This is a genomic window from Paenibacillus sp. 1-8 (assembly GCF_056316205.1).
The window spans coordinates 813,122-829,198 of sequence record NZ_CM149995.1 but is presented as its reverse complement, the minus strand read 5'-3'; the positions used below and the strand labels follow the sequence as shown (position 1 = coordinate 829,198).

General features: G+C 43.3%; 16 protein-coding genes. 8 read left to right on the top strand and 8 right to left on the bottom strand.

Annotated elements, in window-relative coordinates:
• Window positions 1–182: 182 nt before the first annotated feature.
• Window positions 183–362: an aspartyl-phosphate phosphatase Spo0E family protein gene (locus AC0WRU_RS03815; protein WP_476127290.1), complete on the top strand. Its 180-nt coding sequence runs from the start codon at window positions 183–185 to the stop codon at window positions 360–362.
• A 121-nt stretch (window positions 363–483) separates the two neighbouring features.
• Here the strand turns inward: AC0WRU_RS03815 and AC0WRU_RS03810 are convergent, their stop codons facing one another.
• Window positions 484–609: an AbrB/MazE/SpoVT family DNA-binding domain-containing protein gene (locus AC0WRU_RS03810; protein ID WP_476128557.1), complete on the bottom strand. Its 126-nt coding sequence runs from the start codon at window positions 607–609 to the stop codon at window positions 484–486.
• Between the two features lie 226 nt (window positions 610–835).
• Here AC0WRU_RS03810 and AC0WRU_RS03805 point away from each other — a divergent pair, with 226 nt between their 5' ends.
• Entirely contained in the window at window positions 836–1,294 is a 459-nt protein-coding gene (locus tag AC0WRU_RS03805) for a hypothetical protein (protein ID WP_476127288.1), read from the top strand.
• A 500-nt stretch (window positions 1,295–1,794) separates the two neighbouring features.
• On the opposite strand, the gene AC0WRU_RS03800 is transcribed toward AC0WRU_RS03805, so the two are convergent.
• Window positions 1,795–2,238: an AbrB/MazE/SpoVT family DNA-binding domain-containing protein gene (locus AC0WRU_RS03800; RefSeq protein WP_476127287.1), complete on the bottom strand. Its 444-nt coding sequence runs from the start codon at window positions 2,236–2,238 to the stop codon at window positions 1,795–1,797.
• 541 nt (window positions 2,239–2,779) lie between these two features.
• On the opposite strand from AC0WRU_RS03800, the gene AC0WRU_RS03795 reads away from it, so the two are divergent.
• The 4 genes from AC0WRU_RS03795 to AC0WRU_RS03780 all read left to right on the top strand — a co-directional run bounded on the left by AC0WRU_RS03795 (window position 2,780) and on the right by AC0WRU_RS03780 (window position 4,882).
• On the top strand, window positions 2,780–3,058 hold the full coding sequence (locus AC0WRU_RS03795; RefSeq protein ID WP_476127286.1) for a hypothetical protein: 279 nt from the start codon (window positions 2,780–2,782) through the stop codon (window positions 3,056–3,058).
• A gap of 303 nt (window positions 3,059–3,361) precedes the next feature.
• Window positions 3,362–3,550 (top strand): hypothetical protein, encoded by a 189-nt coding sequence (locus tag AC0WRU_RS03790; RefSeq protein WP_476127285.1) that lies wholly within the window; start codon window positions 3,362–3,364, stop codon window positions 3,548–3,550.
• Window positions 3,551–4,040: 490 nt separating this feature from the next.
• Entirely contained in the window at window positions 4,041–4,436 is a 396-nt protein-coding gene (locus AC0WRU_RS03785) for a hypothetical protein (protein WP_476127284.1), read from the top strand.
• A gap of 167 nt (window positions 4,437–4,603) precedes the next feature.
• Window positions 4,604–4,882, top strand: a complete 279-nt coding sequence (locus AC0WRU_RS03780; protein ID WP_476127283.1) for a hypothetical protein — start codon at window positions 4,604–4,606, stop codon at window positions 4,880–4,882.
• Window positions 4,883–5,431: 549 nt separating this feature from the next.
• Here AC0WRU_RS03780 and AC0WRU_RS03775 read toward each other — a convergent pair.
• The 6 genes from AC0WRU_RS03775 to AC0WRU_RS03750 all read right to left on the bottom strand — a co-directional run bounded on the left by AC0WRU_RS03775 (window position 5,432) and on the right by AC0WRU_RS03750 (window position 13,696).
• Window positions 5,432–6,259, bottom strand: a complete 828-nt coding sequence (locus AC0WRU_RS03775) for a carbohydrate ABC transporter permease (RefSeq protein ID WP_025684374.1) — start codon at window positions 6,257–6,259, stop codon at window positions 5,432–5,434.
• Window positions 6,256–7,140: a carbohydrate ABC transporter permease gene (locus tag AC0WRU_RS03770; RefSeq protein WP_476127282.1), complete on the bottom strand. Its 885-nt coding sequence runs from the start codon at window positions 7,138–7,140 to the stop codon at window positions 6,256–6,258. Before AC0WRU_RS03770 ends, AC0WRU_RS03775 begins: the two co-directional genes overlap by 4 nt.
• A gap of 38 nt (window positions 7,141–7,178) precedes the next feature.
• On the bottom strand, window positions 7,179–8,459 hold the full coding sequence (locus tag AC0WRU_RS03765; protein WP_476127281.1) for an ABC transporter substrate-binding protein: 1,281 nt from the start codon (window positions 8,457–8,459) through the stop codon (window positions 7,179–7,181).
• A 239-nt stretch (window positions 8,460–8,698) separates the two neighbouring features.
• A complete protein-coding gene (locus AC0WRU_RS03760; RefSeq protein ID WP_476127280.1) occupies window positions 8,699–9,766 on the bottom strand; it encodes a response regulator transcription factor in 1,068 nt (355 codons plus the stop codon).
• On the bottom strand, window positions 9,763–11,559 hold the full coding sequence (locus AC0WRU_RS03755) for a sensor histidine kinase (RefSeq protein WP_476127279.1): 1,797 nt from the start codon (window positions 11,557–11,559) through the stop codon (window positions 9,763–9,765). The genes AC0WRU_RS03760 and AC0WRU_RS03755 overlap by 4 nt, the downstream gene beginning before the upstream one ends.
• 130 nt (window positions 11,560–11,689) lie before the next feature.
• Window positions 11,690–13,696 (bottom strand): beta-galactosidase, encoded by a 2,007-nt coding sequence (locus tag AC0WRU_RS03750; RefSeq protein WP_476128556.1) that lies wholly within the window; start codon window positions 13,694–13,696, stop codon window positions 11,690–11,692.
• A 386-nt stretch (window positions 13,697–14,082) separates the two neighbouring features.
• Here AC0WRU_RS03750 and AC0WRU_RS03745 point away from each other — a divergent pair, with 386 nt between their 5' ends.
• Together AC0WRU_RS03745 and AC0WRU_RS03740 are read left to right on the top strand one after the other, a co-directional pair.
• A complete protein-coding gene (locus AC0WRU_RS03745; RefSeq protein ID WP_476127278.1) occupies window positions 14,083–14,991 on the top strand; it encodes an AraC family transcriptional regulator in 909 nt (302 codons plus the stop codon).
• Between the two features lie 268 nt (window positions 14,992–15,259).
• Window positions 15,260–16,048: a hypothetical protein gene (locus AC0WRU_RS03740; protein WP_476127277.1), complete on the top strand. Its 789-nt coding sequence runs from the start codon at window positions 15,260–15,262 to the stop codon at window positions 16,046–16,048.
• Window positions 16,049–16,077 lie beyond the last annotated feature (29 nt).

Here is a 16,077-nt window from a genome sequence, read left to right as displayed (position 1 = left end):
GAATCCAGCTATCAACCGACATACCACGGCGAAATGTAACCCATTTTAGATGAAGTGAATTAAGGGACGTACTCTTAGAGTACGTCTTTTCTCTTTGGAATATATAGAACGCTTACCAAACATATACTTTTCAATGGTTTCCACATGAATTCCTAAAATAAGAGTACAAAGGGGGAACTGTGATGCAAACCGACAACATTTTGAGTCACCATGTAGAAGCAGCTAGACAAAAACTGCATGATCTCCAAAATAAATATGACTTTGGTCACGCTAGTGTACTCAAACAATCAATGGTTCTGGACGAACTTATCAATCAATATCAATACACTTATTATAGACGTAAAGAAAATCCGACTGTTTAAATGTAGCAGATTTGGGTGAGTAACCTTTGGTGGTACTACTCACCTTTTATGTAGTGCATAGCCTTAGTGAAGACATCACTCCTCCGATTTGTTTTTGAGAAAATGTACATAAATTACCTACTTAATACATGATGATGGAATCCTCGGTAGCGAAAAACTCCATTGGAGTATCCGTTTTAATGCCAAGTCGCCTTCTTATTTCTACAGGGATCACAATTCTCCCCAAACTGTCTAAATTTCTTACCATTAACGCGTCACTCAATGTGTTCACTCCTTCAATTTTCATGATCCTTATTTTAATAAGTATAGTAATATATGATTTTAATGAATGGAATTTCATAATATAAAGGGTAAATGTGGTAATATAATGCTTTAGCATCATTTTACATTTTTTTCAATAAAAATATACAAATGATACCTTATATATGTTACTGTTGTTTATTAATACAAATAATAGAAAAGGGCGTGTTAGTATGTTAAAATTGAAAAACACAGCAGTAATTCTTACGGGTGTGCTGGCTCTTACGGCAATAGCTCCAATCGCAGCTTCTGCTGCTGCTCCTACTGAGGGAATCAAAGTATCGAAGGATGGTGGAGGTATAGTTATCCAACAATCTGGTCAAGAGGTACATGAGGTTCTTGGTGGGACAAGTCCGACGATGAACTTAACTGTTAAAAAAGGTTATGGACATGTAAAGATTAAAGTTCGGAATGAAGGAACATCAAATCTCACTTGGAGCTTGCAGGGTAACGGGAAAGAATATGTCTATAAAACTGTTGGCAAAGGAGACACATTAACGTGGACTAGTCTTAGTTCATTCCCTAATGGGATGCCTTCAGGGGAATACGTAATTCAATTCAGAGCCAACGGTAACAAAGTTGAAGGCGAAGCTTGGGGTACTACTGGTCAGTACCCGGGAGACATTAACTAACCATACTTGGTATTTTGACTAATACTAATGAAAAAGAAAACTATTTTTATTATAATTGGAGTCATTTTAACGATCTTTATTCTCGGTTTCTTTTTAAACCTATGGGTGGTCAATAATCTTCATGTTGTACCTTCCCAATAACTATGAACAAAAAAGCATGGAAGATTGTGGGGTCTGTTTTGGGAATTGTTTTAATCTACATTTTCTTGGTTATTGTAGGGATTTCTCAGCTTGTTACTAACGTAACACCATAGGACTTGACTTTATGCTTTTTCGTACTTACAGTTGAATTATTGTAGGCCCTGTCACAGCGGCCAAACACAAAAGACTTCCTTAATTATAGGAGGTCTTTTGTGTTAGCGGTAGAAGTAGCTAGACAACAACTGTATGATCTCCAAAATAAACATGGCTTTGGTCACTCTAGTGTACTCAAACAATCAATGGTTCTGGGCGAGAAACTTGTGACGAGGTCGCTCGCCCATTTATTGTAACACTTAGTCTTATTTAGGGGGATCTATTTCAGTCGTCTTACTTTTAAGGAAAGAGACATAAGTTGGTGAAATCTTCAACAGCTGCGCGTAGGTTTTCATGGAAGCACCGGGATATTGTTTCATGAGGTCTAACAGGAGCTTAACCATTTGTGCATCAGATACATTTTGAATATCTTCTGATGTAGAGGGTAGCTGATTTTTTGGGATTGGGTACCCTTTGAGGCCATTTGCACAGTAGATACATACATAAGATTTTTTGAAGCGAATGAGTTGTTTGTTTTCCCCGCATAGGAGACATGATTCACTTTCTAATCTACGCATAACAATAGCGCTTTCAGTTATGAAAAACTCCATTTCTGTATTCTTGTTGATACCCAACCGATTTCTTATTTCCACTGGGATTACAACTCTCCCTAGGCTATCTAAATCTCTTTTCATTATCGCATCATTCATTGTATACACCCCTCCAAGACATATGATCCTTATTTTCATAAAGATAGAAATATATGCCTTGAGTGAGAGGAATTTTATAAACGAAAGGATAAATGTGGTAGTATGGTACCTTAGTATGATTTTACATTTTATTCAAAAGAATTATACAAATGATTCCTTATCTATGTTACGGTTGTTTAGTAATGAAAGAAGCGGTTAGCGAAAAAGTCTTTGATAACTACTCAAAAGCTGTTGAATCTGTAAATGAACAACTTAAAAGTGGGATTCTGAAAACAAAAAAATGGGGAACTTGTCGCAAATCCTAACTACAAAGAGATTGGTACGAATATGTATGGTAATTGGTACTGGTGGGGGTATGCATTAACTCTCTCGGATGCTGAGACAAAGCAACAAATAACAGCGTACCATCGGTAATACTTAGTAGTGGAGTTTCGTTGATGCTAAATCGTTTGAAGGCTAACGATAACGGAAGAGGTGTAACTATTAATTTCCACCCCGGATACTTCGAAGTAACAAGTAACTGAGAACTGAGGCATACTAAATGAATATATATTTGCTTGTCTTTTTTATTGCAATCATTGCTGGCAACATACTATTTAATATCTTTAAGAAAAGCCAAGGGGAAGGTAGTAAAGCGCCTGATGTAGTAACAATTATAGGATTAGTGATCGGACTGGCGTTAGGCATCACTCCTGTCCTTCTCGGTGGCATACAAGAGTGGACTTGGCACTATACAGTCGTTGTGCTTGGTTCTGCTCTTGTTATTGGACGCATCCTGTATGGCTGGAGAAAAGGCAGAGATAATAAAACAAAAAATTGAGATATCCTACTTCGTCCCAAGGGATAAATACAGCAATTGCAGTAGGATATTCACATAAGAACCCTACCTGGATTCACTACAGGCGTTGGTTTAAGCTTTGGAGTTGTCTCCTTTAGTGGAACTGGCAAAGTTGACTATACTGGTCGATTTAATTTTACGATTTAAAAGTTTTTAGAATCATAGCGAATAAATCCTTCAATTATTCATAGAATGGTTGGAGGATTTATTATTACGAACTAAACAGATCTTCATTCTTAAAGTTGGTTTATTATAAAATAATCATCAATTGAAGGGAGAACAGCTATGATTGCATTCTATATTATTGGCACCTTCGTTGCTGTATGGATACTGTCTTGGATTTTTGGAGCAATGGGTATTAATATTTTTGAAGGACCCAACGCTAGTGCACTTTATTTCTATGGATCTATCATAATAGGCATTCTTCTTAATATAAATGATGAATTAATAAATAATAAAAACAAACGGGAGTAGATAAGGGATAAATGCAACAACAGCAACATCAAAGTGGGTCTTCAACAATACGTATACGATAAGTGCTGAGAAAAGCTGTCCGTACACAGCATTTTCCGTGGTTCCAAACAGCATAGGCACGTGCTTAACACGCCTGGGAAAAAATATATCTCATAAGTTGAGATAAGTTAAAATATTTATACAATTAACAGTTAATTGAAATGAGTGAGGGAGTTGGCAGATGTGTCTACTGCTATGATTGTGACGATTGTCGGTATTATTATTTTCATCGCTCTTTTTACCTTTTTGTTGGTTACTATCAGAAGGTGGATTACTAAAAGAAATCGGAACAAGACCCATTTGTAAGTTCATATGCTGAATGAAAAAAGATGCTTCTGGGAACCGGAAGCGTCTCCCTAGTATGTATAACTCCAGCCGCATACACCGGGACATTATACTCTGAAAGTGTAAATGGTATAACACATAGACAAATACTTCAAGGAGGTGCTTCATGGAGCATTCTTTTTCATCAATATTGACATACAGCATACAAGCCATTGCGATTTTACTAATTATATTCAATTTTCTAAAGAAAAACAAAAAAAAAGTAGGTTGGGGAACACTTTCACTACTTTTAGCTCTTCTTGGCATGGCTGTTTCTTTTGAATTTGGCAATTACATATTTGGAGACCAGTTGCTTTCCTTTTTAGGATTGCCCGCATGGTCTAATAATGTTGATAATACTGGGTTTCACTACACCATTTTTCTATCCAGTATTTTCCTTATTCCCAGTTTAATCATTGGATATAAAAATCCTAAAGAATTTGGAGCTAAAATTGGAAAACTGGTTTCTAGTATATATCTAACTTTGATAGTAATTTCGCTTTTACTTTTTATTATAAGCTAAAAATACACAGTCCACATCGTCTCTGGTCTTTGCTTTAATGGCGGCAGTGCCTGGATTACAAGGCACAACTTTGCCAGCCGCTATCATCGAAGCCAACAACCAGGGACGAGGTGTAACCCTCAATTTACATGTCGGTTACTACGATATTACAAGTAAGGGGTGATTTAATGAATGTCTATTTGTTTGTGATCCTTGTTTTAATCCTTGCTGGCAGTTTACTGTTTAACATCTTTAAGAGATCTAGAGGAAAGGACAGCAGAGCTCCAGATATAGTAACCATTATAGGACTTGTTTTTGCAGTCGCTTTGGGTGTAACTCCTGTTTTTCTTAGCGGACTACAGGCGTGGACATGGCATACAACAGTCCTTATTGTTGGATGTACAGTCGTTATTGGTCGCATCCTGTATAGCTGGAGTAAAAATAAAAGTCACTCAAAAAATGGCTGAGGGATAGTTGACTTTGCTCTATAATCGTACTTACTGTGCATTGAAGGGGGATTTTAAAATGATAGATACTGTTGGGATCAAGTTTTTAGAATCTAACTTGGAAAATGAATAAGAAAACTATTTTAATCATTGTCGTGGCCATTTTATCGATCTTTATTCTCTGTTTCTTTTTAAACCTATGGGTGGTCAATAACCTTCATGTTGTACCTTCCGAATAACTATGAACGGAAAAATTTGGAAAATCGTAGGATTCCCTCTTCTAACCATTTTTTAGTTATTATTTCTTAGGTATTGTGGGCTGGAGAAAAGGCAGAGATAATAAAACAAAAAATTGAGGAACTATACCTTTTAAATTTTAAGAGTTACTTTTTCAGTGGCCTCGTTATTCTGAGGCTTATTGTTTTATCACATTAAATCCGAACAATCCTGGGTGGGTAGGTAGATCAAGGAGCTGGTTGTAACCCTTCCTATCTTTTTATTGAAACGTTGGCGCAAAAAAAAGCTGAGTCAGAAAAAAAGCCTTCCTTGTTGATAGGAAGGCTTTCCACTTTATCCCTTAATCGCTCCCTCCGCAATGCCCTCCATGATGAATTTTTGGAAGAACGAATAGATCAGGATTACCGGGATGGAGGTCAGTACAAGTGCGGCCAGAATGAGCGACCAGTCCTTGTTATACTCCCCGAACAGCATGTTTGTCGAAAGGATCAGGGTGTAGTGGTTCACATCCGTCAGCATCAACAACGGAAGCAAAAAGTCGTTCCAAATCCACAGGAAATCCAAAATCGCAATCGTGACCGTGATCGGCAGCAGCAAAGGAAATATAATACGGAAGAACGTTTGGAACTCATTACAGCCGTCCATTTGTGCCGATTCCTCCAGCTCACGCGGGATGGATTTAACGAATCCGTGATATAAAAAGATCGCCATATTCACACCCAAACCGATATAGATCAGTGCCAAACCATACGTACTGCCTTGGACGGACAAATTTTTCGCCATCCGTGTAAGCGGTATCATAATGGAATGAAACGGTACCAGCATGGATGCGACAAACAGGAAGAAGATCGCACTGCTCATTTTCCCTCGTGTACGAGAGAGCTTGTAGCCCGCCAACGCCGAACAGATCACGATACCGCCAATGCCGATAAAAGAAATAATCGTGGAATTGAGGGCGCTATTCAGCAAATGGGTCTGGTGAAAAGCCTGACTGTAATTTTCAAAATGAAGCTTCGTCGGCAGCGACGTAAAGGATGCGAACATCTCACCCTGCGTTTTAAAGGAATTAATCACCGCCATGTAGATCGGGAAGAAGGACACCACAGCGCCCACGCAGAGGATCAGCGTAATCAACAAGGAGTTGGCTTTTTTCAGACTCATGCCTCCACCTCCCTCTTCTTCATCACACGTAACTGGATTAGCGTGAAGATCAGAACGATGGCGAACAAAATAACGGATTTGGCGCTTGCATAACCATAACGGAAGTTGTTGGAAAACGCCTCCTCATAAATATTCATCGTAATTACCTGCGTACTGCGCCCCGGCCCTCCGCCAGTCAGTCCATAGACGACCTCGTAGACCTTGAAGGCGCCGTTCAGCGTCAGGAAGAAACAGATCGTAATCGCATGGGTAATCATTGGCAGCGTCACGCTTCGCAAGGTCTGAAACGCGTTCGCCCCGTCAATAATAGCGGCCTCCTTCAAGCTTTGCGGTACACCCTGAAGCGCAGCCAGATAAATGATCATCATATAGCCGACACCATTCCAGAGCGACACAATAATGATGGAAAAGAAAGATACCTTCGGATCGCCCAGCCACGATTGGCCCAAAAAGGCGATAGCTGTCTTTTCGGCAATCTGCGGCAGCACGGAGGAAAACACGAACGTCCACATAAATGCGCTAATAATGGTACTGATCATATTGGGCATAAAAAATATCGTCCGAAAAAATCCTTTGGTGCGCGTACGTGATTCAATCAGCACTGCCAGCACCAGTGCCAGCACATTTTGCAGTACAATCATGACCAGTACATATTTGAGTGTGAACCAGAGTGAATTTAGAAAATCCGGGTCCTCCTTCAGCGCCTCCACAAAGTTCCCCAAGCCGATAAAGCTGTAATTCGGATTCAAACCGTTCCAGTCTGTAAAGCTGTAGTACATGCCGCTGACCGTCGGAATGAGCAGGAAGATGGCGTAAAAGATCAGCGCCGGGGCGGTAAACGCCAGCAGCATCACGTATTTTTTATAGATTTTAAAGGGCATGGAGTCTCCCCCTCCTGATGTATTTCTGTAGGTTTCCGTTACTTGTTCACTTTGTTATACGATTTCCATGCCTTATCCAGCGCCTTAATCACGTCATCCTGCGAGAGCTGGCCTGCATAATAGGATTGCAGCGATTTGCCTGCCTCATCCTTGACCGCTTGCGGGATGGACGGATCTTGATACGACTTGCCTGCCTTCACATATTCGGTAGCGTCATTGACCCAAGGATAGCTTTTGAACGTATGCACTTTAGAGATTGGGTTGAATTTCAATGATTCATAGAACGCGCTGGAATCCTTGTCGTCCAACACATAGTTTACAAAATCGAGTGCAACCTCCTTGTTCTTGCTTGTAGAGGATACAGCCAGCGAAGTCGAAGTAGACAGATTGATCAATGTCGCATTCGGATCATCATTGATTGGCAGTGGGGCTACCCCAAAATCCATCTTCGGATCAGATTTTAAAATCGTTTCCGCAAACCACGGCCCTTGAATCCACATCGCTGCTTTCCCCGCAGCAAAGGCCGCCGATCCATCATCCCCGCCAATTTCCAGCGCCTTGTCTGTACCGTTGCTATTCACCAGATCAATAATATCGAACATACTCTTCATTTCGGAAAAAGAGCCCTTATCCTGATTCATCCGGTCGATAAAATCCTTATTCTGTGTGTTCATCATCGCACCCGCCGTCAGCGGCACGAATAACTGTGGAATCCAGGATTCCTTGTAGGACAGCAGGAACGGCTTCACATTATTCGCTTTCAGCTTCTCGACCACAGCCTTCATTTCGGTCAGCGTACCCGGTGGCTTCAAGTCCAGGTCCTTAAATATCTTTTTATTGTACAAGTACCCCCATGAAATCGTTTCCAAAGGAACTGCCACGACCTTCCCGTCTTTCGTCGTCACAGAAGGCTTCACACTATCCAGCAATTTACCGACAAACGGCTGACCAGACAAGTCCTCCAAATATCCCGCTTTATAAAACGGAGGAATTTCATTCACTGCATGCAGGGCGAACACATCCGGCGCATCGTTGGATGCAAGTCTTGTCTTCAAAATTTGTGCGGCATTGTCGGAAGGCGGCATCTCCAATTGGACCGTAACGTCGATATTTTTATCTTTCTTTTCCTTCGCTACGAACGCATTAATATATTTATCGTAATGCTCCTTCAAACGGGGCTGTGCGATAAACATTTTGAGATTAACCGTTTTACCGTCTCCACCGGAACCGCTGCTGTCACTACCTGAAGAATTCGCTCCACACCCGGCCAACAACGTGCCAACCAGCATCGTGCTCAATACACCTTTCCATAATTTCATGCAAAATGACCTCCCCTATTTTGAAAATAACTGTGACCCACTGGAAATCCGTTGTTACTCAAAGCAGCTACTGCCGTCTTTACCTCTGATGACGCTTAAAGCTCCATAGAGGCTAAATTCCTTTGTACTACTTGTTTTGTATACGCTTTCATTATAGGATGGGAGGCCACTTCTGCCATTGGACACCATTAGCCTGTTGGATTGGATTTTTTTAAACTACGGCTGTTAACATCTCTACATCATTGCTCTTTTCTCATTTCACCGGGCGCCATGCCAAAATGCTTTTTAAACACCCGGTAGAAATACGATACGTCCTCATATCCCGCCATCTCCGCCACCGCTTTAATCGAAATCTGTTTATCTGCCAGCCACTCCCGCGCCTTTTCCATTCTCCGCTGTACGATGTAGTCCGTTACATTTTGACCATACTCCTGCTTGAATACCTTGCTCATATACTCTTTGCTGACAAAAAAGTTTTTCGCCAGTTGCTCCAGTGTAGTCGGCTCGGCAAAGTGGCTGTCCATATAGCGACGAACCTCCTCCAGATTCAGCTTGTTCTTATACTTCCGCTGTCGAATGAGCTGCTCCAGCTCCTGCACATAACATGTCGACACGAACTCCAGCGCACGATCCACAGAGGATAGCGTGTCCTGCGAAAGCGGAAATCCAGCCTTGGCAATGGGCGCATCCAGCCCGTTGGACACTGCCAGCTCTTTAAGCTGGGAAAGAAGCTCCTGCACCAGCCTGCCCAGCATATGTGGACCAGGTTCCCCGTAGCTCTCCAGCTCCTGCAAGATTTGCTTGCAGGTCATTTGTACGCCTTCCCGGTTCAGCTCATTAAAATAAAGTCGCAGCAGTTGCTTATACCGGGACAGCTTGTGGAAGAACTCATAGTCCAGCTCCGCCGCCTCTTGCTGCTGTTCCGCTGCCTTGGCCTCCAGATCGTCTTTGCATTTAAGCAGTACTGCATTTAGCTCGACGGGATTGACGGGCTTCAGCAAGTAATCAACGGCCTTGTACCGAATGGCATGTTTGGCATACACGAAGTCGTCATAGCCGCTCACGACAATGATTTTCACATCGGGAAAATGGTTATTCAGCGCTTGCAGCAGCTCCACTCCGTCCGCTCCTGGCATACGCATGTCGGTAATCACAATCTGCGGGGACAATTCCCCGGCCAGCCTGAACGCCTCATCCCCGTCCTCAGCCTCACCAACCACCGACATTCCAAGCCTTTCCCATGCGCCAAATGTCTTTATAATATCCCGGTTCCACGGCTCATCATCGACGATTAATACCCGGATCATCCATTTCCCTCCCCTGCTAATGTGAATGGAATGCGGATGGTGACACGTGTACCGATTCCCGGCTCACTGTCTATCGTCACCCCGTAATTCACTCCAAAATTCATCCGTATCCGTGAAGCCACATTGCTTAATCCAATATGGCTACCCTGCGCCCAGATTGGCTCCTCCGATGCATGTTCCAGCCGTGCCCGTACTTCTTCCAGTCTGTCGGGTGCCATGCCGCTACCATTATCGCAGACTGTAATGCATATGTCTTCTTCCATAATCTCCACCCGGATTCCCACCCGCCATGCTCCAGCCTTACGATCCAAACCGTGCTGAAACGCATTTTCCAGCAACGGCTGAAGCGACAGCTTGGGCAGACGAACATCCAGCGCCTGTTCATCCGTCTCCACCTGAAACACCAGTCGTTGCGGAAACCGCCGCTGCTGGATGCGCATATAGTGGCCTACATGGTCAATTTCTGCGCGTAAAGAGGCCATATCCTGCGGCTCCCGAACCACGTAGCGGAACATCTCACTCAGCGACCGAATCACTTCATACGTGTCCTCCGACTTTTGGGAAAATACCATGCTTCCGATCATTTGCAGCGTATTTTGCAGAAAATGGGGGTGAATCTGCGCCTGGAGCGCTTTTAGCTCAGCCGTCTTTTTTTGCAAATTCATACTGTATTCCGTCTGGATATGCTCGCGGATTCGTCCTGCCATGCCATGCAGACTTCTTTCCAGCAACCCAATCTCATCCGGGCGTGTACTGGGTTCTCCGGCAGGTCCCTTGATCATATCCAGCTCCTGCACCGAACGCGCCAATTGGACAATCGGACGTGCAGTACGCCAGGCAATAAAGACAGCAATGCAGATCGAAACCAATATGGAGATCCCGCCGATAATAATCCCGTACAGCATGGTCGAAAAAGCGCTGTGGTTAATGGAGGAAGTCGGTACGATTTTGACCAGCCGCAGCCCTACCACATCCAAATCATTATAAAATACATAATTACCGGCTGTCTTGATCATTCCCGGACCCGGCCGAACATCACGCAGTGCTGTTAGTACCTCCGCAGGAGGCGACTGGTGGACCTGCGACGGATACATCACCTTTTCATCTGAATCTGTAATAAAAACCTGATGCTGGTCTCCCCGCCCCAGCAAACCCAGCGTCTGATCGAATTGGGACCACAGCACATCCAGCGAAATAGCTCCCGTCTGCTTCTGATCTTCAAAACGCCGAATACTGCGCGTCAGTGTAAATCGTTCCGGGTCAGCGTGGCTTGTGCGAATCGAATAATCCTTATTCGCTTTCCACATCTCGGCATACTGAGGGGGTATACCGTTCACCGTCGTAATGTCATTTTGCATACCATTGAAGGTAAACAGCGTTTGTGGCTGCTTCAAATAGAGCTGGATGCCGATTACATGGCTCCCGGCCGAATAATATACATTCGCCAGCGTATTGAGCATTTTTCGCTGTGCATTAAATTGGCTGGAAAGATTGCCCGGCTCACGCTCATTCAAATAATCACTCAGATCGGGGCTGATCTGAATGCTGTAAATCAGGTGGTTCAGACGATCTAACTGGTCGCTGACATAGATCCCCGTCCATTTCATGTTGGACATATTCGTCTCCACCACTTCGGTTTCCATCGACGATCTGCTTTTTTCCGCAGCCAGCGCCGTGACGGCAATAACCGGCAGCACAGAAAGGACGATCATCGTCAAAATCAGCTTGAGCTGAATGCTGCGTCGATACGGGGCCGTCAGTGTCCGAAGCCAGCGGACTACTCGGGTTGGCATAGTGGTCTCTCCTCTGTTCAGCCATATACGAAAACGCCCCGCTATACGCAGGGGCGCTCATTTTCCGGGTATTCCCGGCTGGACACATATATGATTTCATTCATAGTCAATTTCGCTCATTACTCATCATTTACGCTTCTTCGATAATTATAACACTCCAAGGCTCTAATAGAAGCGTTTGTCCTTGAGTAACTGTCTGCTCCCCAATCAGCTCCTTGCCGTCTCCATGCGGATACATAACTGAGCCTGCTTGTTCGGAATAGTTAAAATAATATCGAACCGTCCGTCCCAGCTCGTTTGTACCGGATTTAACAATGATCGGATACGACGCTTCCTGGTCCACTCCCCACACTCCCGCCTGCTTCGCGACAGAACGGAATAGCTCACGAATGACTGCCGGGCTTACGACACAGCCGATATAGGTCGCCGTTCCCTGACCATAGCGGTTTTGCGTAATTGCGGCATATTTACCCCAGTGTGGATGGTCGTAATAAGCTAACACCTCGGCAGTTGTCGGTGTAATCAGCTCCATCCACGTATCCACCTGATTATCCTCCGGTGCCACCTCAAAAGGATTATCTTTAAGCGTTACTTTCTTCGGCTCCACGAACAGGCTGTAATGAATGCCGCAAGCCTCGCTAATCACGCCCGGCTGCCGGGAGGTTCTCACCTGCACATGCTCATCGGTAAACCCACTTCGGAACGTGTATACCACATGACCGCCGTTTTCCACATAACGGTTCAGCTTTTCCAGTAACGCATTCGGTGCAGAGTAGAGAACGGGTACGATCAAGAGATTATAGTCGTCAAACGATTCCGTACCCGGATGAACAATATCCATACCGATATTCAGCTTATACAGCTCGTCATACAAGCGGCGTACAATGTCATTGTAATTCAGCGGACTGTTCATATTAAATTTGAACCAGTTAATTGATGTCAACGCTTCATTGCTGACCAGAATCGCTGTCTTATTTTTCTTTTTCAGGTTCACCAGATGGGGGGATAATCTTGCAAAATCCTTCCCAATCGTCTGTGCTTCCTCATAGACAGGATTGGGTTCAAAATCATGACTCAGCAGACCCTTCCAGTAGGTTTCTAAGGAATTATGGATGGAATGCCAATGCCAGTAGGCCACCATATTGGCCCCGGAAGCCAGATGACTGAACGCTTGCAGCCGCAATTGCCCCGGATAAGGAACCCAATGAGTAAAAGCCTGTGCTTCCGTTTCCAGCACCAGATAATTATTATTCTTCGTGGAGCGCGCCACATCACCGCCGAAGGAAATTTCAATCCCGGTCAAATCATCCTGTGTTGGATGGTAAATATCCACCCCCGTCACATCAAATGCTTGGGATGCCACAAAATGATCCACATCCGGCTGAATACCGAAGGAATAGCCTCTCCACTCAAAATCAAAGTTTTGTGTAACAAACTGGTCTTCCCGCTTGTATTCATTCACGAGCGCAACCTGCCAGGCGAGGAAATCCGTGACCAGCTTGCGCTGGAATTGGGAAAATGCTGCGCCCAGGCTTCCATTAATCGTCCCGACCACCGAAGGAAAGTCCTCCCAGCTATTGATCCGATTGCTCCAGTAATCAAGGCCAAATTTGCGGTTCAGCTCTTCCAGCGATTCAAATTGCTCACGCATATGCTTAACGAATTGCAATTGCACATTCGGCCCGCTTGTGTTGTAATGCTTCGTTTCATTGTCCGTTTGAAAACCGATGACCGCCGGATGCTGACTCACCCGCCCAATCAGCTTGCGTATAATTCGCTCGGCATGAAACAGGTACACCGGGTTCGTAATGTCCATAATCTGACGCGCCCCGTATTTACCCGGTCCCTGTGGTGTTGTCGCCAATACATCAGGATGCTCCTTGACCAGCCATGTGGGTACGGCATAGGTGGGCGTGCCTACAATGACCTCAATGCCCGCCTTATGCATGGCGTCCAGCACCCGATCCACGGAGGTGAAATCAAACACTCCGTTTTGCGGTTCATGCGTACTCCAAGTGGATTCGGCAATCCGTACCACGTTGATGCCCGTATCCTTCATCATTTGAATATCTTGGTCCAGACGGTCATAAGGCATATATTCATCATAATAAGCAACGCCGTACATCAGCTTTTTCATCAGGTCGTCCTCCAATATGTTCGTAGTAGGGGTGTCTGTTGCCCCCAGATTTTCTGAATGAATGCATAACAGCACCATTCCGCCTACTCCGTTTTCCATGTGACTTTTTCGTGTTCAGCTTATATATCGTTATTTTTAAATGCCGTGGCTGTTGTGCTTCCACTAGCTGACAACAATCCCTTGCAGATTGGTCATGAACAGCATCATAAATGACATCAGGTAGAACAGAAGCTGTTTATTTTGTAATGTTATATTTATATAAGCGCTTTCTTTTGTGTAAAAGCTTATATTAGAGCATTTGTAAACGCTCTTTTATTATAGTTGAATGTTAGGTAAAATGGGATTGTCTAAGCGGTGTAAAATTTGCCCTAATCGAAGGTGATCTCATGATATTGAATCCTGAAGTTGATCCAGCTCTATTCGAAAATTGCCATTGGCTTCCTATTATTGACTGGAATGTGAAATTTTTTGGCGCTCATATTCACCGGGTCAAAGCAGACTGGTGTATGCCGGAAGAGTCACATATCGGTTTTGAAATTGTACTGATTTTGGAGGGTCGTCAGGAGACGATCATGGAAAATAACGTGTATTCGGTTGGTGTCGGGGATATTCTGATCATTCCGCCGGGATTCAAGCATGTGAGCCAATGCGCTTCCCCAGACGGGATGTATTATTTCAGTACTCATTTTAATGTGGATGATCCGTTGTTCCGTCAGGAGATGATTAAGAGCAATCAGCTCTTTTTCCCGGCGGGTACTGAAACGAACATGAAGTTGCAAAAGGTCGTGCACAGCTGGATTGGCATGATGCAGGAGAACGGAGAATATACGACAGCGGATCGTTTTCGCATGCAAATTGCCTTGTTTGAGCTGTTCGGAATATTCTCGCAAATGATATCTACCGGGATGGAGCCTACGTTTTCGCCCTCATCCGTTCAGTATGCCAAGGCCATTATGGAGGCCATTCAATCAAGGTTCAAGCCTTATCGGGATGATGAATCTGCCGAGCCGACGTTCCGTATTGAGGATGTGGCAGCCTCCCTCGGGATCAGTCCCGGATACGCACAGGAGGTATTCCGCAAGGTATACGGCTATTCGCCGCGACACTACCTGTCGGAGACGAAGCTGCACGAGGCGAAGGTGCTGATTCAGCAGCCCAATCTGCCGCTGAACAAGATAGCTTCCCTGCTCGGCTACTCCAGCTTGGCGCATTTCAGCAGACAGTTCAAGCGCTGGACCGGCACCAGTCCGCTTAAGTACCGCCAAATGCTGAGTCCAGTTACTGAGCAGGATTAACCTAATTACAGTTGGAGTACAAAAGTTTTCTTAAAAGATTTACAGAATAAAATGTTCTAAAAAATGTCGTAAGCTCTTAATTGTTCAAGAGCTTACGACATTATAAGGGATGGTTTGGCGATACCAAATACACTGCTTCAAGTTATGATAACAACGGCGGTGTAGAATACTGGCTCTATGATAATCCAAGCTAATTTAAAATAATCCGATTACATAACCCTCCTCGATATGAGGAGGGTTTACCAATTACAAAAGAGGTGACTACATATTGAGACTACGTTTTATTCTAATCATCATGTTGCTGCTGACTAATTCTATTTTTTTATTTGGATGTACAAACAATAGCCAAGAAAAAGCTATAGATAAATCGGAGGAAACTAGAAACACTCAATTGGAATATATACGACAAGTACATGTACGTGAGAATAGTTATTTTATTTTCAATTCTCATGATGATAGTCCTCAAAAAATTAAAATCAGTTTCCCCTACAGAATAGAAGGCCTAAACATTAAAAAGGCATCTTTATTATTAAATAATGAAGTTGTATTAGATAATGTCAAAATAACTATGATCAATGAAAATGAATTGACTGCAAATATCAATTTCATTCCTGAATTTAATGCCATTGAGGTCCTTCTTGAAGATGGGAAAATTGTACGATTAAATCCTGGTCAATACTATTTCGAAAAATTCAAGGAGGAAAATTTAAATGATTTTGAAAAACAAATTCTTGAAATTAAGAATTTTCATTTGAAATTCAAAAACGGACACTTGCTGGTAGATATCATACTTCCTCAAGATAACAACTCCAAAATAGAATATCTGCTTCCGTCTCACATTAGAAAGTATGCGTCTGATTTAAAGTTCTCTCATCAAAAGATAGACGATAACTTCGTTAAGTATACGTTAGAGGCTGATATTTCTCGAGACATCCTTTCGAAAAACAATGTAAATTCAATCATTTTTGATGTTGGAATAATTCAAAATTACAAAAATCACAAATGGTTCCTACTAAAGGGAAAGCTACCTATAGAAGCGTCTGATTTTAAAAAATAAAAAATACATCCTTTCTCCAAAAAAATCAA